12 protein-coding genes and 1 tRNA gene are annotated in these 22,237 nt (G+C 48.1%); 3 read left to right on the plus strand and 10 right to left on the minus strand.

Annotation, left to right across the window (positions count from 1 at the left end):
- Positions 1 to 79 precede the first annotated feature (79 nt).
- The 3 genes from hscA to EPD17_RS16920 all read right to left on the minus strand — a co-directional run bounded on the left by hscA (position 80) and on the right by EPD17_RS16920 (position 8,275).
- Positions 80 to 1,933: a Fe-S protein assembly chaperone HscA gene (gene hscA, locus EPD17_RS16910; RefSeq protein WP_132055730.1), complete on the minus strand. Its 1,854-nt coding sequence runs from the start codon at positions 1,931 to 1,933 to the stop codon at positions 80 to 82.
- Positions 1,934 to 2,078: 145 nt separating this feature from the next.
- Positions 2,079 to 7,133, minus strand: a complete 5,055-nt coding sequence (porU2, locus tag EPD17_RS16915; protein WP_132055731.1) for a putative type IX secretion system sortase PorU2 — start codon at positions 7,131 to 7,133, stop codon at positions 2,079 to 2,081.
- Between the two features lie 26 nt (positions 7,134 to 7,159).
- The gene (locus EPD17_RS16920) at positions 7,160 to 8,275 is read right to left on the minus strand and encodes a putative type IX sorting system protein PorV2 (RefSeq protein ID WP_114235054.1); all 1,116 of its coding nucleotides are present in this window, start codon (positions 8,273 to 8,275) and stop codon (positions 7,160 to 7,162) included.
- Positions 8,276 to 8,529: 254 nt separating this feature from the next.
- Between EPD17_RS16920 and tyrS the strand changes: the two genes are divergently transcribed.
- From tyrS to EPD17_RS16935, 3 genes are all read left to right on the plus strand, one after another.
- Positions 8,530 to 9,810, plus strand: coding sequence for a tyrosine--tRNA ligase (gene tyrS, locus EPD17_RS16925; protein ID WP_132055732.1), 1,281 nt, complete (start codon positions 8,530 to 8,532; stop codon positions 9,808 to 9,810).
- 133 nt (positions 9,811 to 9,943) lie between these two features.
- Positions 9,944 to 10,014 (plus strand) — tRNA-Gln (locus tag EPD17_RS16930).
- A gap of 424 nt (positions 10,015 to 10,438) precedes the next feature.
- The gene (locus EPD17_RS16935) at positions 10,439 to 11,695 is read left to right on the plus strand and encodes a DUF6055 domain-containing protein (RefSeq protein ID WP_394346393.1); all 1,257 of its coding nucleotides are present in this window, start codon (positions 10,439 to 10,441) and stop codon (positions 11,693 to 11,695) included.
- Between the two features lie 22 nt (positions 11,696 to 11,717).
- On the opposite strand, the gene EPD17_RS16940 is transcribed toward EPD17_RS16935, so the two are convergent.
- The 7 genes from EPD17_RS16940 to EPD17_RS16970 all read right to left on the minus strand — a co-directional run bounded on the left by EPD17_RS16940 (position 11,718) and on the right by EPD17_RS16970 (position 22,183).
- Positions 11,718 to 13,853 (minus strand): family 43 glycosylhydrolase, encoded by a 2,136-nt coding sequence (locus EPD17_RS16940; RefSeq protein WP_132055734.1) that lies wholly within the window; start codon positions 13,851 to 13,853, stop codon positions 11,718 to 11,720.
- A 51-nt stretch (positions 13,854 to 13,904) separates the two neighbouring features.
- Positions 13,905 to 14,471: an RNA polymerase sigma factor gene (locus EPD17_RS16945; RefSeq protein ID WP_132055735.1), complete on the minus strand. Its 567-nt coding sequence runs from the start codon at positions 14,469 to 14,471 to the stop codon at positions 13,905 to 13,907.
- A 210-nt stretch (positions 14,472 to 14,681) separates the two neighbouring features.
- Positions 14,682 to 15,740: a DUF5013 domain-containing protein gene (locus EPD17_RS16950; RefSeq protein WP_132055736.1), complete on the minus strand. Its 1,059-nt coding sequence runs from the start codon at positions 15,738 to 15,740 to the stop codon at positions 14,682 to 14,684.
- Between the two features lie 17 nt (positions 15,741 to 15,757).
- A complete protein-coding gene (locus tag EPD17_RS16955; protein ID WP_132055737.1) occupies positions 15,758 to 17,533 on the minus strand; it encodes a RagB/SusD family nutrient uptake outer membrane protein in 1,776 nt (591 codons plus the stop codon).
- Between the two features lie 10 nt (positions 17,534 to 17,543).
- Positions 17,544 to 20,861 (minus strand): SusC/RagA family TonB-linked outer membrane protein, encoded by a 3,318-nt coding sequence (locus EPD17_RS16960; protein ID WP_165929640.1) that lies wholly within the window; start codon positions 20,859 to 20,861, stop codon positions 17,544 to 17,546.
- A gap of 222 nt (positions 20,862 to 21,083) precedes the next feature.
- Entirely contained in the window at positions 21,084 to 21,359 is a 276-nt protein-coding gene (locus tag EPD17_RS16965; protein WP_165929641.1) for a FecR domain-containing protein, read from the minus strand.
- Positions 21,356 to 22,183 carry a FecR family protein gene (locus EPD17_RS16970; RefSeq protein WP_132055740.1) on the minus strand — a complete coding sequence of 276 codons (828 nt, stop codon included), beginning with the start codon at positions 22,181 to 22,183 and terminating at the stop codon, positions 21,356 to 21,358. The genes EPD17_RS16965 and EPD17_RS16970 overlap by 4 nt, the downstream gene beginning before the upstream one ends.
- Positions 22,184 to 22,237: the final 54 nt, after the last annotated feature.

Below are 22,237 nucleotides of genomic sequence, written 5' to 3' on the forward strand. Positions count from 1 at the left end.
ATATTTTTAGAATTATGTTATAATATGACACGTAAAATTGTGACAATTACCGATGCAATTAGTCAATTCAAAGGTCTTTCTAATTTATTGATTTATTTCGAAGAGCTTCACCAATAGCAGTATTCATCAACCGTTCTGCATAGGGCCTAGATATATTATTGAGCACTTCAATAGCTGTTTGAATTTCATCCTTTTCGCCATTGCTAATTTTAGCCAATAGATCAGCCATAGCTGCTTGTGTTTGAGTTAGTTCTTGTTGAGAGAGAAACCTATTATTCTTAATAAGAAATGCGTTGGTAGTATCCAACAAGATTCGTCCTTCCGTTTGTGCTTCTACAAGAGCACGTTGTACCATATCTTCTTTAGCATGCGTGATGGACTCCATCAGCATTTGTTCCACCTGCTGGTCGGTAAGCCCATACTGTGGCTTTACCTCAACCGACTGTAACACACCGCTCCTTAATTCCTTTGCCGTAACCTGCAAAATACCGTCGGCATTAATCAAAAACGACACTTCAACTTTTGGAAGTCCTGCAGGCATTCCTGGAATACCAGTTAAGCTAAACTCCGCCAGTTTGCGGTTGTCCTGCACCAGGTCACGTTCGCCTTGGTACACAGAAATGCGCATACCACTCTGACCATCTTTCTGCGTAGTGTATTGCCTGCCTGCACGGGTGGGGATTCGATTGTTGCGCGGAATCAATACATCCATCAAACCACCCATTGTTTCAATACCGAGCGACAATGGTGTCACATCCAACAATAACACATCTTTGTTGTTGCCTGCTAAAATATCTGCCTGTATGGCTGCACCAAGTGCAACCACCTCATCAGGGTTCAACTCATCATGAACAGCGCGGCCAAAAAAAGCGGCCACACTTTCTTTCACTAGCGGTACACGTGTCGAACCGCCAACCATTACCACTTCCTGGATTTCCTCCACTAGCACACCCGCATCCTTTATTGCATTGCGACAGCTTACAATAGTTCGTTCCACCAATGGCTGTATCAGTTGATCAAACTCCTTTCGGCTGAGGCTTACGGCTGCACCATCAATTGTTCCGGTAAAAGTATCCGAAATACTCAATTGCTTTTTTGCTTGTTCTGCTAACAGTCGCAACGACTGAGCAAGTGATTTCTGCGCCACTTCCATTTTTATTAATCCAAGTTTCTGGATCCAATATTGCACAATTGCGGCATCAAAATCATCTCCACCGAGATAGGTATCGCCATGTGTGGAAAGAACTTCAAATACACCGTTGGTGATGCGCATAATCGATATATCGAAAGTGCCGCCCCCCAAGTCGTAAACTGCCACAGTTTTTTCATCAGGCCCAATCCCCAATCCATATGCAAGGCTTGCCGCCGTCGGCTCGTTTACAATGCGCAACACATCCAAACCAGCAAGTTTGCCTGCATCACGTGTTGCTTGCCGCTGTGCATCGTTGAAATAAGCAGGCACAGTTATCACCGCCTTATTGATTGGTGTTTTTAAAATATGCTCTGCACGATCTTTTAATGCTTTTAGTATAAATGAAGACAGTTCGATGGGTGTATAAAACTTCCCGTCAACTGCAATTTTTACAAGATTGTCCGAACCATCATCGATCACCTGATAGCCGAGCATTTGAGAATGTTCATTAATGTCGGCGTATGATTTACCCATCAATCTTTTTACTGAAAAAATGGTATTTGCGGGATCGGTTCTTAAAAATTCTTTGGCGGCATCGCCTACCGTCAGCGGCCCGTTTGGCGCAAAATGCACAATGGAAGGCACCAAAGATGTCGCATCGAACTCTTTAAGTACGGTTGGCACCTTTGTATCGGGATGGATGATGGCAATAAGGCTGTTGGTGGTGCCCAAGTCAATGCCCACAATTATATCACTCTGCTGTAAACTTCCTGTGGTCAGGTTTATTCCAATCTTCGCCATAGTATCTGTCTTTTAAATTGTCGAAAAACAACAATCGGCAGTAAATGGCAGCCACTGTTATTTTTCATAATGCACTAAGGTATTTTTTCTGTAAAATGTAAAAGTCCCGATTAATCGGGACTTTTACATTTTACAGAAAAATATTTTACCGCATCAGGTACATTTTCCCATATCCTTTATTAAAATACTGGTCGGTTTGGTCGCCGGATGCTTTGTATTTATCAAGCGGTTTTCCGTTCAACTGTGCAATCACGCGGTACAGGTAAACACCATTTCCCAGCTTTTGACCGAACTGGTCGGTGCCATCCCATTTGAACTCGGTGATGTTGCGGCCAATTCGCAAAAGCCCCAACTCCTGCCGTGTAATTTCGCGAACCACCTTGCCGGTAACCGTCAGGATTTGAATTTTGAGGTTCTGCGGAATTTCGGTGCCAGTGAGTGTGAACACAAACGCTGTTGACGTAGTGAATGGATTGGGGTAATTGAGCATATTTGAGATCATCGGTTTGTTGATGACCTGAAACTGCACCCTATAATCTGCATTTCCTGCCTTGTTACCGCTTCTGTCTTCGCCGGCAACAATCAATTCGTATTCTCCATCTTCCGCGAAATATGGCTTGAAGGTTACCGATGCTACATTTTGGTCCAGGTCGGTAGCTGGGTTCATTTTCAGCGTGTCGGTTCCAAAGCTAAAGGAGCGAACAACGTTGCTGGTCAAATTGCGCACCTGCACCTTGAACAGCGCAGTGTCATTCAATAACAGTCGCTTCGATTCGTCCGTCAGTTTGATCAGAATGTCTGGTTTTGCTGAAACAATATCTCGGTTCAAAATGCGAACGTTGTCGAAGGTAACATCCACTACTGGTGCAGTCCGGTCGTCCTGCACATAAAACGAATGATAGATAAAGTTGTTGAAGCTAAATTGTTCCGGCTGGTCCGCATCCGGGTTTACCTGAACATACAACATGTTCATGCCGGCAAACTGCTGCGTGTTAATGGGATAGCGCACATGCAATGTATCGCCCGCGCTCAACGGCTTGTGGCGCAGGATAGGCAATTGATGCGGCACGTTGTTTTTGTCCGTCACAACCATCTTTATCTTCAAACTGTCGAACGGCGTTCCACTCAAGTTTTTAAACGCTAATTTAAAGTCAATCATTTCACCAACATCCAAGGAGTCCTTCATATTGAAGAATAAGTTGGGAGCTACAGCGCCTTCTGGTACAGGATCGTAGGTAAGGCGCCAGTAGTCGATTTGGAATGGGGTATATGCTGTGCTATCCATTGTTTTCATTACCAATCGTACCGATGGATAAGAATCCGCATTTATAGTTGATATATCTGTTTGCGTATCAGTTAATTTGATATTTCTCACCAACGTATCGATCCTTCCGTTCGGTGTTATACCCACTATTTTAGCTTCAACCACATCAGAAGCGTCATCAGTCACTCCCTTCCAAATAAAGTTTTTCCAACTTTTAGCCGGTCCAAATGTAGGCGAAGTAACAAGTCCACTGGAGTTTAAGGACAATGGTGTTGTTAGCAATTGAATCTTATCCGTGGTCCCTTCGCTCATAACAAACTTTGGCTGAAAAAATGACGCATCATTTTTCTTATACATGAAAATCCATGAGCGTGGTCGGCTGAAGGAATCAACCTGCGAAAATCCATTCTTATAAAGAATGTGGTAAAGGCTATTTCCGCTACCCCAAGTTGCCGTATCTGCCTTCCATTGGTTAGCGTAGGAATTAGAGGAAACTGCAGTTCCCGATGTGTTGCGTACAATTACTAAATACTTGTCTGGCAATGAACTTAAAAAATCAAATAGACTCTTCCGGCTTGATTGCTGCAAAATATTAAATTGAAAATTATATGCCCGATCCTGACCGCAAACAACATCACTGCCAAATCTTCCTTGTTGCCCAGAATTACCATTAAACCAAGGCTTCATTGTATTCGGGTCAATTACATTTACTATGATATTTGACACCCCACATACACTTCGAATTTGGCTGTTATCACTATTGATTGAAACGAGGAAATCACCGGCATCACTAGCAGCACTAGGAAACACCCCATTCCGTACCAATATTTCATTCCGATTATAAGTAAAAGTCCACTTAGAAGTCACCGAGTCTAGAAGCACTCCTTCTGTCGAAGACTTCAATTGCTGATACAAATGACTCTGGTTAAACCCGGCTTCCCCATTCTCTATATAAATAAATGAACTTCTATTCCAATGGAGATCTCCGCTATCGGGCACCGCACCAACACGCCAGTAGTAAACCGTATTGTTGCGCAGGCTAACACTTGGTTTTACTTCAATTACCCCTCCCACAGAACTGACGGTTTGACTCCATTTGGCGGAGGAATTAAACAACTCAGTGGTATCCATCTCCACCTGGTAATTGCGGCGGGCACTGAATGCATCGGCTGTTGAAAATGCCAACTGCACCTCAGGCTTGTTTACAATAGCAAAATTGTAGGGGTAAATCGGGCGGGCTTCATCCTGGTAAATAAATATATCTTTTGTAACGCTGTTGTTTGTTTCAAACAACTCGGCCACCTGTTCCGCCGCATCAACCGTTACGGTTAATTTATTTAAACCAACATCCTGCAACGCATCGATGGGAATGCTGTATTCAAATACACTGGTGTGCAAGGGAGCATCTACTGAATCGCGGATTACTTCCTTTTCTGTTCCATTGGGTAATTTGCGTTTGATGGAAAGCACCCATTTTTGAGCAATGGCCTTACCCAGGTTGCGCACCTCCACATTTAGTTTAAACGCCGTTTCCGCAACCGACACAAAGGTCGGATTTACTTTTACCATCGGTTCTGTGATGGCATAATCCGGCTTTGCTTCAACGTTCAATTTCACTGCCGGGTCGCCGTGCAAAATGGATTCTTCAATATTTACCCGAACATAGAAGTTCTCTTCTCCATTAATGGTTTCAGCCAAAGTTTTAATCGCCGTTTCAGTGAGTGTTTCGCCAATTGTTTTACCATAACTGCTCACCGACATTTGTTTGTAAAACTGGTTGTTCCAAACACGCAGCGTACTTACAATACCAAAATGGGAGTTGGCAATAAAACTAATCGTGCCTTTTTGCGGTGCCAATACATACTTTTCAGAAATAGCATCCTGCGCAGCAAAACGGTTTGCATTGAAACCAAATATCCCACCTGCCTGGCATCCCAGGGCTACAAAGAGCGGGTATTTTCCAGTGTTGTTGTATGCACTGGGATTGTCCAAATTAAAATCTAAACCACTGTTTGATGAATGCCCAAAATATGTAATGAGCGATAGGCCTTCTTCAAAAAGGTGCTCCAATCCTTTGTCACTGATTTGTTCTACGTTCTGGCCTGTTTTTTTGGTAAACGTATGAACCTGTGCTCCCCACAATGTATCGCTAATTATGTCTTTACACTGGGCCATGTGTACCTCTAAGCGATTCTGCAAATTCGGATCGCCGGATCCAATAATGTGTGCAACATTCTTTTTCCAGGTCATTACTGCCGGATCTGGCGAAGGAGCGGCCTGGGCCGCCTCATACTGCTTTACTTTAGCCAAATAATCGGTGATCTCAGCAGGCGAAACCGCCGACAGACGGCCGATAGATACCAATGGCACTGCAGTGCCCGGTGCAGCAGCCAGCAAAATATCGGATGCCGGGTTGCCAAATGTCGGCACCAGGTTTAATTGGTTGATTTGTGGATTGGCTTCACGGGATCGCTGCTCATTGTATGTAGTGCCTTTGCCTACCAAAAACACATGCTTTGGCTTTTCACTAAAACGTTGCAGCGAAAACAGTATGAAATTCCGAATACCCAGCGGATTCTTTTTAATACCAAAAGCAAATTGGTCTACCAGTTCTTCCACATCATAAATGCGGGCACTGTGGCTGCCGCCTGCAGCGGAACTGCGGTACTGGCGGTATTCTTCAACCATGTTGGTGCCAGCTCCATTGTTGAAGAGGAGCTGGTTGGAAATGATCAGGAAATCGCCCTGGTTTTCCACCCTAGTATAATCAACAAATTTTCTTTCGGTAAGCGTGGGTACCTGAGTCACTAGGGCTGCAGCCTGGCTGCACAAAACAAACCGGCCAGGGCGGGCCGACGGTTGCAGCAGAATGCGCACCTTACCCGATACAGCGGTATTGCCTAAATATCGTTGGCCGTTTTCCAAATCGAGCAACACGGGCTGCTGGCCGCCAATGTTGAAGTTCGTAATCTCGATATATCGCGGCACACTGCTTTCGGGCAATGTAAATTCAAAGTTGGTAGCATTGCCAAAATTGAACAGCCGTGGGTAGGTCAATTCAAATTTGTGAATCACCATCCGGTCAGAAGCGGTATTGGTGAGGTTGGTCACTTGCACACTGTTAGTGGTACCCGATATCAACCGCAGCGGCACTTCTGCCGAATCAGTAGCATAATTGAAATGATCCACGCTGTTACCCAAAACAGAATCGGCATTAATGCGAACTCGGTAACGCCGCAAAGCAATGCGGCTACCCGCCACCGTTATCTTGAATTGCGCTGCCGGACCAGTTGTTGCAACAAACAGGTTTCCCAAAGCAGTGCTGTTGGTTGCATTAGTACCGATGTTGGCCGAAGTATATCCTTCGCCTAAATCATATGCTGATGAATACAGGTATTGCGTTTCTACATCTACCGCATATCCACCATTTAATTGGTTGTTGTAACTCTGCACATGGGTATAGGTGAAATATGGCAGCGGTGCCAGCGTGTTTCCGGTAAGATCGTTCGTCTGCGCTTGGATCCGCCGATTGTTGCCGGTTGGATTTACCGTTAAAAAATAAATGGCGGTATCGGTAAAAAGGCTGATGCGATCGTTTAGCTGGTAATGCTGGCGCCGGTACAGTGCCCTGTCGGGCACGCCATCATTTCGTTCACCATAAAATTCAATAAAGCCGTCGTTGGGCAGTGCGCCGGTTGGTGCCGATGTGAAAATGGGCACTTCACTCCCATTGCGCCACACCTGGAAATGCTCGGCGGGCACAGTGCCCAAACCAACAGTATCCAGTTCGGCTTTGGAAATTCGGTGCAGGCCGTTGCGGCCCACTTTTACTTTATAGTAGGTTTTGGAATGATCGATCCATTCGTTATTGTAAACCTGTGCCGAGGCCAGCATGCCGCAGCAAAGGGTCAATAAGGCAAACAGAAACTTTTTCATGCAGTTTATTTTTGGGGTGCGGACTTTTATTGGGCTTTCTTCTTTTTATCGTTGGTGAGGTTGAGCTGCAGCGAAATGATATGCGTAAACAAAGGGTTGCTTTGGTTGGCCAGGTTGGAAAAAGCATAATCAATCCGCACATTTTGCACATTGAAACCGGCACCTACCGAAGGCTGGTAAATCCAAACCTTTTTTTGATTGGTGAGGTCGCCGTCGGCTAAGGCTTTTTGAAAATTATTAATGCCACCACGCAGGTAAAATACTTTATTGAAATCAAGCTCCAGCCCCAGCTTTGGATCTACGCTTACCGGGTCGGCGCTGAGCACGGTATTGCGGCGGCCGTCAAAAGTAATATCGGCACTGGCTTCGGCCAGCAGCCCCATTTTTTTACCCAAAGCAAAATGGCGGGCCACACCTGCCACCAGGCGCGGCGCAGTAAGCTCGGTCGATTTTACCGGGATATCGTTATTGGTGAGGTACAGGGCTTCTTTTTCCCGCTCGGTGAAAGTAAAGTTCCAGGTATTGAAAGTGGTGGTAATGTCGCGGCCCACAAAGCCAAAACGCCATTTACCCTGGATGATCTGCAAGCCCACATCTACACCAAAGCCCCAGGCTTTTGCAAACGAGCCCACGCTGCGGTGAATGACCTTTGCATTGACACCAAAGTGCACGTTCTTGTTTTCGCTTTCCTTTAATTTTTGCGCCAGCGATACCAAAAAGCCATAGTCGGCCGAACTGAATGCAGAGATATTATTGTAGTTGATGGTGCCATCGGGTTCCACTAAAAACAGGGTGTTGGGGATATCATCCACGGCAAAGCGCAGCGCCGAAATACCCAGCGTACGTTTGTTGTTGCTCATAGGGATGGCCAGGGCACCGTAATCGTATTTGCCAATCTGGCCAAAATACTCGGCGTGCATGGCCGATACCTGCGGCACATCTTTCACGCCTGCTAGCCCCGCGGGGTTCCAGTATCCGGCAGTGGCATCCTGCACGGTGGCCACTTGTGCACCGCCCATACCCAGGCCGCGGGCACCGGCACCAATGTTTAAAAATTCGTTGGAATACTTGCGCCATTGCGCGGCGCCATCCGTAATAATAAAGAGGGTGAAAAGGGTAAAAAGCAGAATGGGCTTTTTCATGCTGTCAGTTTTCGGATAAGCTTCAGGCTTTCCTGTTTTTTTCAAAGGATTTGGACGATCAAAAATAACGGAAAAACTCATTTTTATATTTATTCTTATACATTCCTGCCGCTGCGCAGGATTCTTCTCTATTAAAACACCCATTATTCAAAGCTGGCGCTTGTTTCTACGCCGCCCACTTTTGCAAAACGTACACTGCCAATTGGGCCAACCCCGCCGATCCTCCTTACTTTTGCCGCACAATTTTTCCTTTTATGACCAACCTGATGGAAGAACTCCGGTGGCGGGGCATGGTGCAGGACGCTATGCCGGGCACCGAAGAACAACTGCAAAAAGAACTGACCACCGGCTATATTGGCTTCGACCCAACCGCCGACTCGCTGCATATTGGCAACCTGGTACCCATCATGTTGCTGGTGCACCTGCAGCGGGCGGGCCATAAACCCATTGCGCTGGTGGGCGGTGCTACCGGCATGGTGGGCGATCCCAGTTTTAAAGCCGCCGAACGCCACATGCTGAGCGAAGAGGTGTTGCAAAAAAACTTGGAAGGTATCAAATCTCAATTGCAACGTTTTCTTCATTTCGATGCCTCCCTGCCGAATGCCGCCGAAATGGTCAATAACTACGATTGGTTTAAAGGCATTTCGTTTCTGGACTTTATCCGCGATACCGGCAAGCACATTACGGTAAACTACATGATGAGCAAAGACAGTGTTCGCAAACGCCTCGAAGGCGAGTCGGGCATTTCGTTTACCGAGTTTACCTACCAGCTGATCCAGGGCTACGATTTTTACTGGCTGTACCAAAATAAAGGCGTCAAGCTGCAAATGGGCGGCTCCGACCAATGGGGCAACATCACCACCGGCACCGAGCTGGTGCGCCGCAAAGCCGGCGGCGAAGCGTTTGCGTTTACCTGCCCGCTGATCACAAAGGCTGACGGCGGCAAGTTTGGCAAAAGCGAAGGTGGCAACGTTTGGCTCGACGCCGAAAAAACCACGCCGTTCCAGTTTTACCAGTTCTGGCTCAATGCCGCCGATGCAGACGCAGAAAAATGGATCCGCATTTTTACCTTGCTCGATCGAAATACTATTGATGGCTTGATTGCTGAACACCGCCAGGATCCGGGCAAGCGTACGCTGCAAAAAGCTTTGGCCCGCGAGGTGACCATTTTCATTCATGGCGAGCCTGAATTTGAAAAGGCAGTGGAAACCACGGATAAATTATTTGCGCAGCAAAATGCACCGGCCGATGCCCTGAGCGTTGCAGACCTGGAGGCGATGGAAGGCATTCAGAAAATTGATGTGCCGATGGACAGCCTGAATGCTGGTGTGGATGTCATTTCTTTTTTATCGGACGCAAAAATTTTTCCCAGCCGCGGCGAAGCCCGCAAAATGATTCAGAATGGTGGCGTCAGCATCAACCGGCAAAAAGTTGCCGATGTTGCCGAAACCGTTTCGGCGGCGCAGTTGCTGCACGGCCAGTACCTGCTGGTGCAAAAAGGCAAAAAGAATTATTACCTGGTAAAAGCTGTGTAAGCTGCTGCAGTGCACACATGGCACTGAATACCAGCACGGTGCTATGCCCAAAAAAGAAATTTTTTAGGGCGTTTTTTGAAAAAGTTTTGGAGAGTTATTGCGACCCCTTTATTTTTGCACTCCCAATACGGATTGAGCTATGGTGTAACGGTAGCACTACAGATTTTGGTTCTGTCTGTCTAGGTTCGAATCCTAGTAGCTCAACTGAGTAGGACAAGCGAAGCAACCCTTCCTTGTCCTATTTTTTTGCCCCTACTCCATTGTGTAAATTGTAGGCAAACAAATAGAACTACTTTCATTGAAATGCTGCTTTCGATTCTTTACTTGATTACATAAAATTATCCTGCTCATTGATGCAGGTACTGCAAGCGGCCCGCACAAACCACCGGCATTTGCCCAATACAACCCAGATTTTGACTTGTGGCTCGCTCCTGCTTTTACCCAACAGTCCAAACTAATACATTTGATTCCATAGCTTTTACACACGCTTAATTGCCTGCCCATGTTATGCAACAAAATAATCCTTGCGCTGTTACTTGTTTCCTTTTCTACGGGTTCAACTTCTTTTTATACACCAAAGGAACAAGCAACGCCAATTAGCGTTGCCGGTCATGTTGCAGAAAAAGAATTGCTGATTCCCGAGAAGGCATACCGCATCCCGGAAAACAACGATTACAACAACAACGAAAGCGAGTACAGTTTTGCACGCAAAATAGAAGGACCCAATATTGCCATCTTTTGGCATAAAGAGCTTGGCAACGAGCCATGGACCAACGCCAACGAACAAAAGCACTTTGACCCGCGGCAAGCCATAAAAGAGTTGGAGCGGTTTTACAATTTTTATGTAAACGACCTGAGGCTGGTGCAAAAGGGCAACTCCTTAACCGATAAATACAAGATGTTGCTGTATGTGCTGCCCGGCGAAGGCGGTACTGCATTTGGCGGCGGCGCCGATAACAAAGTGGGCATGTTGTGGACGCCACCCGGCCGGATGAACAAGATGCCATACGGTACGCTGGCCCACGAGTTGGGGCATTCGTTTCAATACATCATGCGGGCCGACAATGGCACCGGACCACGCGGACCCATCGCTGAAATGTCGGCGCAGTACCTGCTGTGGCAGGTGTACCCCGAATGGATGACTTTTGAAAACTATCACCTGAAAGACTTTTTGAAGAAAACACATTTTGCATTTCTTCATCCCACCAATATGTACCACTCGCCTTACGTGCTGGAGTATTGGTCCAACAAACACGGTATTGATTTTTTTGGCAAACTATCCCGCTCAACGCAGGATGGCGAAGACCCGGTGATGACCTATAAAAGAGTAATGGGGTTGAACCAGGAAGCATTCAGCGATGAAATGTTTGATGCATGCCGCCGTTTTATTACCTGGGATTTGAAACGCATTGAAGCAGTGGCCAAACCTTACGCCAACCAACACAAAACTGCGATGGATACTGTGGCCGGTGGATGGTTGCGTGTGGGGCAAAAAAACTGTCCGCAGAACTACGGCTACAACGGCATTCAACTGGCTGTGCCCCAACATGGCAATAAGGTTTCAATGCAGTTTAAAGGCATTGCCGGCACAGCGCCATTCAGCAATGTAAAAACCGACAAAGCCGGATGGCGTTATGGTTTTGTGGCCTATAAAAAAGACGGCAGCCGTGAATACTCAAAAGTGCATAAAGATGCAAACGGCACGGCAACATTTAACGTACCCAAAAACACCACGCATTTATGGCTGGTGGTTATGGGTGCACCAACGGAACATTGGCCGGTTGCCAGCGGCCGGCAAAATGGAGCCAACAACCAGCAACCGGAAGAGCAATGGCCTTACGAAATAAAACTTAGCGGCACCACATTGGCAACCGCTTCGTTGTAGTTTAAAAAAGCCATTGCACTAATCATTTCTTTTTAGCAATTGGCTTGATGCCTTCATGCGTTGGTGTAATTGGTTTGATGGAGCCGTCCGCAGCAAATTCCATTTTATCAATACACACTTCGCGGTTATAACCCGCCGCATCGCCCATGGTAATGCCTTTGGGATAATTGAAGCGGTGGTAAACAATATACCATTCATCGCGGCCGGGCACTTGTATGGTGGAATGGTGGCCCGTTGCATAAATATGAGCACTCTTGTTTTTCGCCAGCACCAGGTTTTCTTTGGGTATTGAAATAGGCTCCAGCGGACCTGCAGCAGTGCCGTACCGAACACGATAATTTTCGCTGCGGGTATCGTCTTCGCTCCACATAAAATAATAGCGACCATTGCGGTACAACACATGCGTACCTTCGCGGAAAGTTGCATCAGGCGTCAACACCTTCATAGTTTCCTGCTTGATTGATACCATGTCTTCGTTCAGCTCCACGCCTGCCATATATCCATTGCCCCAATACAGGTACGACTTACCAGTTTTGGGATCGGTAAAAACATCGGGATCAATTTCCTGTCCGCCTTTTACGCCTTCGGGCTTCGATGCAATTAGCGGCTTACCCATATCTACAAACGGCCCGGCAGGATGATCGGCTACTGCAACACCAATTTTTTGCGCAGCTGTGTAGTAGTAAAAATATTTGTGCTTGCCACCCATTTTCTTTTCAATAATACAAGGCGCCCATGCATTGCGCTTGGCCCAGCTAACATCTTTTTGCAAGTCCAAAATCACGCCTTCGTCTTTCCAGTTTACCAGGTCGGCGGAGGAAAACGCTTTGAAATAAGTACCCGACCAACCGGTGAAGCCATCACTGGTTGGGTAGAGATAATAGCGGCCAGTTTGCTCCGCGTAAATGATATCCGGATCGGCATAAAAGCCCTCCAGTACAGGGTTGTGATAAGTGCGGGCCGCTACGTTAAAAGTTTGTGCCGGCATGCTTTCAATGGCAACGGAATATTGTACCGGCCCCTTTGCAAAATTCTGCGCACCTGCGGGTTTAACAACAACACCAGCCGGCGCATTGAACTGCGGATTGAACGCATTCAATTTGGTGCCCGGTTTCACGGGCAACACCACGGTACGCTTTGCTGAATCGTATGCAATATTGAGCCGCTTGATTTCCTTTGCACCGGCCGATTGCAATACATCGGCAGGCTTACCCCAGCGCTTCATCAATGCCGCTGCTTCTGCCGCCGACACCACCATCACTGTTCCATGCCGCGGGTGAAAATTCATGGTTACTTCCTGGTCCACCACTGCAAAGTTTTCCAGGTCCTTGGTGCGGGTAAATTGGTATTTGCCCTTCATGTACACATCGTACATCAGTATCCATTCGTTTTTGCCAATCAGCTTAAATGCACCGGCACCTTCTACCGCTTCAGTTGTTTGTTGCAGGTAGCGGTCCTGCTCGATGGTGTATCCTTCTGTAAGATTTTTCGACACTGCTTTTTTAATGCCATTACCACTGCCTTCCGTTTTAAAAAACAAATGGTATTTGCCCATTGCATAAATGATATCGCCATCAATGCAGGAGGTGTTCTGCGGGTGAAAAAACAATTGCTTTGGTTCCGATTCCAGGTCAGTAAAATCCTTGTTGGCATAGGCGTAGTAAATGATATCCGGCCTGTTACCATGTTTCATTGAGAAATACACCATGTATTTGCCAGCCTTGCTATCGTAAATGGTTTGTGGTGCCCACACCCGCAACAAACTGTCGTTGCCCGGGAAACGCTTTTGAATATTCACCACGCTGTGCGTCCAGTTTACCAGGTCGGTCGATTTCATCAGCACCATGGCCCGGTTCGAGTTCCATCCATTGGCCGATACCATATCGGTGACCACCATGTAAAACGTTTTACCATCAGCGCCACGCAAAATATGCGGGTCGCGAACGCCACCGGTAGCACTGATTTGTTGTGATGAGATGATGGGCTCATTATTATTCAGCGCCCTGTAATTGTATCCATCACTGCTCAATGCAAAACGAATGGATTCTTCGGCCTTGCTGTTGCCGGTAAAGTATGCAAAAAGGTAAGCGCTGTCCTGCGCTACAAGTACACGCGGCACGGCGGTGCATAGAATGAAAACTATGAATGCATATTTCATATAAACGTTTATAAAAAATGAGGAAAGCTGCTGCAGTGGTGTGCAAGTTGGTTACACTTTGAAGTAACACCTCATGTGCTCCATCAGTTTGTGCAATGCAATGTTGAGGTGGCGGTCTACTGTTTTTTCAGAGATGTCCATAATGGCCGCTACTTCGCGATAAGTAAAACCATCTTCCCGCACCAGTTTATACACCATCTGGCATTTGGGTGGCAGCGATTGTACGGCAGCCGTTACTTTTTGCGCCAGCTCTTTTTTCAATGCTGCTTCTTCGGGCTGGTACAGGTTGGAGTCGAGTTCAATATTGAGCTGCTCTATTTGGGTACTGCTGTATTTCTGGTTGCGTGCAAGGTAGTTGAACGTGGCGTTGCGAATGGCTTTGAACAGATACACCCGCAGGTTTGTGATCGCGGCAAGGTCAGACTTCATCGTCCAGATCTTTACCATTACATCCGACACAATTTCTTCTGCAGCTTCGTTGCTTTTGCAAATGCTGTAGGCAAACCGGTATAAAGTGGGATGATAAAATAAAAACAGCTTTTTATAAGCATGTTCATCGCGGTGATGCGCCACATTCAATTGCAGCAATCGCACTTCACATTCGTCGATCTTTTTCATATTGCAAGCAGTGCAGTTTTTGCGTAGTAAACGTTGAACCCAATGTTAAGCGTAAACTTAACACTTATTTTATACCATCGGCAACGGATTTGAAAATTTATTCATGCTGTGCGCTGTATTTTTTGCAGTAAAATGTGCGCTAAATCAAGAATGCCCGCGGCAATGTGCCGCGGGCATTCTTGATTTAGTTTTATTGTTTAACTGCCCCCATCAATCAAAAGGACTTTCAAATTTATACAGCTTTACAAACCGCACCCTGAACGCCTGTGCATCGTTCACAAGGTTGCCCAAAAAACCAATGGACACTTCCTGTTCTGCAGGCAGCTCAAACATCATCCGCGGTGCACTGTATGGCGCAGTAGCAATGGCCTGGCTGATGTTGTCGATATCAGGCAAACCCGCACCGGCAGCTACAGTAAGCAACAATTGATTGGAAATAACCGCCGTTTCAAAATCCGCATCAAAGCGGTATTTACCCTGGGGCAATTTGATGGTCTGGTAAATTTTCCCGTTCGGAATTTCGGGTGTGCCCCAGCGTTCCATGGCCAAGTAAGCACCGCCATTAAAGCTGTCGAAGCCGCCCTTGGTGCGGTTGTCGATGTTCTTTACCGCATCATTACTGATCCAGTCGGCAAGTATGCCAAACCGGCTGCTGGCGCCCTGGTCGGCACGGGCAAAAGGCGCACCTGGATTCTTCAAATACCGCGTGGTTATTTCTACCTGGCGTTCGCCAAACGTAGCCACATCAATGATGAGTGCAGCGGTGGACATTGCTTCGTTCAGTTCATACTTACTCGGATCTGAAATAGACAACATAACGCCGATCTTTTTACCTGCATGCGCATCCAGCACCGACTTGGGCACTTCTACCGCAAACGCAGCAGAGGACTCTTCTGCCGGAATATCCAGCGTGGCTACGCTGCCACCTTTGCCCGCTGCTACAATCGCATATTCGGTTGGCGCCAGCGGCGTAACATCGGCAGGCAAGCCTGCATCCGAAGCGGTTAGTTTAACCGAATAGGCTTCCCTGTCGGCCAAGCCAGAACGGTTGACACCCAGCGCAACCGTGATCTTTTTTGCCGCCTTATCAATCGACACAATCCTTGAATCTACATTCACGGCAATCCTGCCATCTACAATATTGGTGATGTAAATTTTGGGCGGCGCCAGTTCTTTTACTTTTTCCAGTTCTTCTTTTTTGCAGCCCGTGCCCAACAGCAACAGGGCGGGCAGGCAAAGCAATAAATAGTTTTTTATAAAGCTTTTCATTGTTGTTGTTTTAGCAATTACCAACCGGGGTTTTGAACCATTGCTTTGTTGCGGTCCATTTCAGATTGGGGGATGGGCCACAGGTAGTGCTTTCTTTGAAACACGCGGGTTTCAAACACGGTGCGTTCAAAAAAGGAAACATCGGTAAAGCTGTTGCCCTTGTTTACGTTCATGCCCCACATGGGTCCGCCATCGGTTTGTTCGGCAATTTTCCAGCGGCGGTTGTCAAACACACGGTGGCCTTCAAAAGCCAGTTCTATGCGGCGTTCCAGCCGGATGCGTTCCCGCATTTCGGCCTGGCCCAGGCCCGCAGGAATTGCGGGTATGCCTGCCCGTTCATGAATGAGATCGAGGTATCTTTTGATATCGCCATGACCAGGACTGTACTCATTCAGCGCCTCTACATAATTGAGATAGATCTCTGCGAGGCGGAAATAATTCCAGGTCTTCATCACAAACTGGTCGGTGCGTGGGTTGCTGCTGGGGCTGGTAAATTTCGAGATGAGGTAACCCGTTGGGCTGTAGTCATGCGAGCCACCTTTACCTGATGAACCGGTGAAATAAAACTGCAACCGGTCGCCGCTGCCCTGTGTGGAGTTAGAAGGCCAGTAACCGCCGTTGTATGTAATAGTGGCGTAAAAACGTGGTTCCCTCCCTACATACATGTTCCATGCACCGGCTTTGGTGTATTTACCATCGGTGGTAGAAAATCCAGCTTCCACATATCCCGAGCCCGGCTCGTTGATCTGCAGGCCATTGGCCATGTAGTACGCATCTACCTGCTGCTGCGTGGCAGCCATACCGTTGTAGCCCCTGAACTGGCGCGGTGCTGCGTGTTTTTGCCAACTCCACCAATCCGATGAAGGCCTAGCCCAGATTATTTCCTGGTTGAAGCGATCAATAAACACATCGCGGTAAGAAGCCAGCGGGTCAAATACGCCATTGGTGTTCTTTTTGTACAAACCCTCGGGCATCATATCAATCAGCAGTTTCGCAGCATCGGCTGCTTTCTTCCATTTGTCCGCGTCATACGTGGTATTTACCAGTTGCTTGCCATCACTATTTTTGAAGTTGCTATAATCGGTATTGCCGTTCCACAGCGGGCTGGCGGCATACAGCAAAATCCTCGATTTCATGGCTTGCACCACGCGGCCATCTACTCGGCCCAGTTCGCGGGTGTCGGCCACTTTTTGCGGCAGCGCCGCCTGTGCGCCATCCAGTTCTTCCATGATGTACGCCACACATTCGTCGAACGAGCTGCGGGCCAATTGCGTAGCGCCCAATTCCACATCTACCGGCAGAATGTCTTTTACCAAAGCCACCGGCCCAAACTTGCGCATCAGCAAAAAGTAATACCAGGCACGCAGCGCTTTTGCTTCGGCGGCCCATTGCTTTTTACTGCCCGGAATCAGCTGCTCGCATTCATTGCACTCGCCAATGCGGGTAAGAAAAACCGAAGCGGAACGGATGCCGCGATACAAACCGCCGAAGTCGTTGAATGGGATTCGATCAGGGCTCCAGTTGCCGTTATTGATATCGTTGTGCTCCATGTTCACAAACAGGATATCACCTTCGTCGGATATACCCGAGAAGTTGGTCCACGGCGCCATTTCGTTGGGTAAAAAAGAATACACATTGCGCAGGTAGCGCTCCGCTTCCAGGCGGTTGTTGAACACCTGATCCAGCGTCAGCATGTCATCAGGCTGTTTGTCCAGGAAATCTTTCCTACACGAAAAGTTGAGTACTGCCAGCAACAGCAGCAGGTATTTTATGTTTGATTTCAGGATTTGCATAACCAGTGGATTAAAAGTTCATGTTTAAGCCTAAGTACAGATTGCGCTGAATGGGATAAGCCGCACCGTTGCCGCTGCCCAGTTCAGGATCCCAGTATTTGAACTTACTCCAGGTAAGCAAATTGAAGCCGCTTACATACACACGGAACGTGTTGATCCTGGCCCTTTGTGTCAGGTTCTTGGGCAGTGTGTAGCCCAGTTCGGCAGTCTTCAGGCGCAGGTACGACGCTTCGCGCTGCCACCAGGTGGAGGGCTGTGTGTTGTTGGAATTGAGGCCCATGGAAAGGCGTGGAAACAACACGTTCTGACTTGGGCTATCAACCGTCCAGCGGTCCAGTGCATACTTGCTTACGCTGCCGCGGAAACCGGCTTCGCGGAACGGATAAAAGCCAATGCCCCCGAGCATAAAATCCATGTTATCGCCACCCTGGAAAAACAGCGAAAGATCAAAGCCGCGGTAGCCAATGGTGGTACCAAAGCCATAGATCACTTCGGGTGTGGATGGGTTGCCAATAGCCACCTGGTCGTTGTTGTCGATTTTGCCATCGCCATTGATATCGGTGTATTTGATATCGCCGGGACGTACGGGGCCAAACGAATGTGTGGGCGATTTGGCAATATCCGCTGCATCTACAAACAAACCTTCCGCTACGAGGCCAAAGGGTTGGTTCAGTCTTTTGCCTTCGCGGTTGAGGTAAGGATACATCCAGTCGGGCTGGTTCATTTCAATCAGGTTGTTGCGGGCATAGGTGTAATTGCCGCGCAGCGTCAGGTCTATCTTGCCCAGCTTTTTGCGGTATTCCAGGGTTCCGTCCACACCCCTGTTTTTAAACTCGCCCAGGTTGCCAAACGGGTTGTTTTGCAAACCCATCAGGGCAGGCAGATCGTTGCGCTGCACATAAATGCCCTGGCGGTGGCGGTTGAAGAAATCGGCCTGCAGGTAAAATCCTTTCAGGAAACGAATTTCAAACCCAAGGTTCAGTTCCCGCTCCACTTCCCAGGTAAGGTCGGCGCCCCACTGGTCTTCGCCACGGGAGCCGATGTCGTTGTTGCCATCTAACCCAAATGGATAACCGCCGTTGCCGTTTCCTACAGTGGTGAGGTACGCAAAGCGGCGACCACCAATCTGGTCGTTGCCTTTTTCGCCAAACGAGCCACGCAGTTTCAGGTATTCAATTGCCTTGATATTTTTTTCAAAAAACGCCTCTTCGGATACTACCCATCCGCCGGCAACTGCAGGGAAAAAGCCAAAGCGTTTTCCTTTTTTAAAGTTCTCCGAACCGTTGTAGCCGGCGCTTACTTCAAGAAAATATTTGTTTCGGTAAGCATAGGTGGCCCTACTAACGAGGCCCTGTAACCGAAAAGGCAGCGAAGCGATGGCAGCATTGGCTTCACCATCCTGGTAATCCTGCTCGTTGTACAGCAGCAGGCCACCAACGGTATGATCGCCAAAAGTACGGTTGTAGTTCAGGTCGGCCTGCAGGTACATGCGGCGGTTACCACCCGACTGGCGTGCAAAGCCCAGGTCTTTTTGTCCTTCCAGCCAACGGTTCAGCAGCAGTTCGCCAGTGTTGGGGTCGCGGCCGGTGGCAATCCATCGGTCGGCCACGCGGGTTCTTTGTATAAAATGCCGGTTGTAACCATCAAATGCAAATTTGCCCTGGATGCGCAAGCCTTTTACCAAATCCGACAGGTCGCGTTTGAGGGTAATGTCCGATTGAATGGTATTGCGCCACTCCGTGGCAAAGCCACGACCGGTAAGCAATTCGTATGGGTTTTCCACACCATTGATACCGCCATACACAATGCCATTGCCCTGCGGATTGGGATAATAAGGCGCATAGCCCACCGGCGTAGCATACATCATACCGCCACCATTGCCACCATTGGGGCCACCCTGCCAGATTGCCGGTGCACCGGTACCGGGATAGTTGCCGGTCACCAAAATGCCGCCAATGCCTAGGCTCAACTCGGTGCGTTTACTGAGGTTGATGTCGGTATTTGCACGGAAATTATAACGCTTTAAACCCGCATTGGTATTGTAAGTATTCAGGTTATCGCCTTTCCAAATGCCGTCTTCGGAATAGTAGCTGGCCGACACGAAATATCGGGCTACATCACCGCCACCGGCGATGTTCAGGTTGGCGCGGCTTTGGTTAGAGTAGTCCTTCATCATCAGGTCGATCCAATCCACGTTGGGATACAGCAACGGGTCTTCGCCGGAGGCATATTTTGCAATGATCTCAGGCGTGTAGGGCGTTACAAAATTGGGGTTGGAAGCCAGTTGCGCCTCGTTGTACAGGTTGAGGTAAGTAGGGGCATCCACAAACTCGGGCACACGGGTAGGCGCCGAAATACCCCGCTCAATTTTAAAGCTGATATTTGGTTTTTCCTTTGAACCCCGCCGTGTTGTAACCAGTATCACACCATTTGCACCACGGATGCCATAAATGGCGGTTGCAGCAGCATCTTTCAACACCGAAAAAGATTCGATCTCTTCCGGCTCGATGTTGTTCAGCGGACGCTCAACACCATCAACCAGCACCAATGGATTGGCACCGGCGCCAAATGTGCTCACGCCCCTAATCCAGAATTGTGCATCATCATAACCAGGCTCACCGCTGCGCTGCACCGAAATTACACCGGCCACTTTACCGGCCAGTGCGTTGTTGAGCGAACGGGGCGCAGCGCTTTTTACATCGGCTACTTTTACCGTAGAAATGGCGCCAACTACGCTGCCTTTGCGCTGCGTGCCATAGCCCACCACTACCACGTCGGCCATTTGGTTATTGGCTTCGGCCAATTTTACCGAAATACTGGCTTGGCCATTTACCGGCACCTCTTGTGGCGTGTAGCCCACAATGCTGATCACCAGCACGGCCCGCGATGAATTTGTAGTCAGTTGAAATGATCCATTGTCGGCGGTGGTGGTGCCGTTATTGGTGCCTTTTTCCAGCACGCTTACGCCGGAGAGAGGTTTGCCGGCAGCATCGGTAACAACGCCCCGCACATCATGTGCATCGTTGGTGGCATCGCCTGAAACCACTACCAGGTTGGAGCTCATTACACGGAACGAAAGAGCCGTGTTGTTCAACAGCTTTTTCATTACTGCATCCAGCCCTTCTTCTTTTACCCGGATGCTGATCTTATGCTGCGGCAGCAGATCATCGTTATAAACAAAACGGAACACCGTTTCTTTTTCAATTGCCTTGAACACCTTTTTCAACGACGTGTTTTCCAAGTTCAGCGTGATGCGCTCCTGGGCCCGGCCGTCGTTTGCTATGGTTTGCAGTGAAAAAAAACAAATCAGCAAGATCGTCAGTTTCATTACCAGCAGAAATTTGGTGATGGTGGCATAAGAAGGCATAACCCTCCCATATCCCTCATTTTTCATAATTTAGAATTGAAATGTTAGAGGATGAATTAATTACTCGTGCAGAGTTCTGTTCAGATTTTAACAGCGGAGAATGTTGGCGCATTCTCCGTTTTTTTACGGCTAGGTTGGCTTGTGTTGGTGCATGGCAATCGGTTTTAGTGGTGCAATCGTTTGTTACCAGATGGTCACGGTTTCGTCGGTGATCTTGAAGTGAAAGCTCCGGCTTACCTGCAGTGCTTCCAGCACGTTGAGCAGGTTTTTGTGTTCAAATTCGCCGGTAAACCGCAAACCTTTCAGGTCTTCGTTTTTGATTTCAAATACTACATTGTACCAGCGCTCCATTTTGAGCGCTGCGGTTTCAAATGGCTCGTTATCAAACGACAGCTTGTTGTCCACCCAGGAGGCTTCGGTGCTGATGCTGTCGTTAGTCAGGAAGTTTATTTTTTTCAAAGTAAACAAGGGCAATTCTTCGGTGCTGCTTGCTGCTTTTTAGGGGTTGTGTTGGCTGTTGCTGCAGGCTCTTGGGCTTTGGCCACCACCAGTTTATCGTGTGGTTTCAGGTAAATTTTCTGCGCCGGGTCCGATTTCAGTGTTACTTCGATAGAGCCGTGAATCAGCGACGTTTCGATGGTGTTTTCGTCGGCATAAGAACGAATATTGAAAGCCGTTCCAAGCACTTTTACTTCCATGCCACCGGTGTGGATAATGAAGGGGCGTTTTTTGTCTTTAGCCACATCAAAATAGCCTTCACCTGTGAGTACCACTTCGCGGGTTTGCCGGCCAAAATCACCTTCATAGGTAAGCTTACTGTCGGCATTTAGCCAAACGGTGGTACCATCCGGCAGTGTTATGTGCGACTTGGAACCTTTGCGGGTAACCACTTCGTTGCGGTTATGCCCATCGGTGCCGGTATTGTTTTGGCTGTACCAAAAAATGGAAACACCGAGCAGCGCTACCACGCATGCTGCGGCCACCCAATACCCTATTTTCCGGATACTGCGCTTAGGCGGCTCCGTTATAGCCTCTTCTTCCAGCAGTTGTTTGCTTTGCTCCAGTTCGCCCTCAATTTGGAGCCGCACGGCATGTGCCGCAAAGGCCTGCTCCGCGGCGAGTTCGTCCTGCTCGGTCGTTTCGGTTTTTGGGGAAAATAGGGCATCGTATAATTGGCGCAGTTCCTCGTCGGACTGGAGCAGCCCGGCCAGTTGTTCCTTTTCCGAAGCCATGGCCTCGCCAGTAAGAACCTTTCCCACCAAGTAGTAAAAAACTTCCGACATAATGTGCAGTAGCTAATAAAGACAGGACAAATGGCCAAACTCCCCAATGGGTTT

This window comes from Pseudocnuella soli (assembly GCF_004347775.1).
Taxonomy (GTDB): domain Bacteria; phylum Bacteroidota; class Bacteroidia; order Chitinophagales; family Chitinophagaceae; genus Flavisolibacter; species Flavisolibacter aquaticus.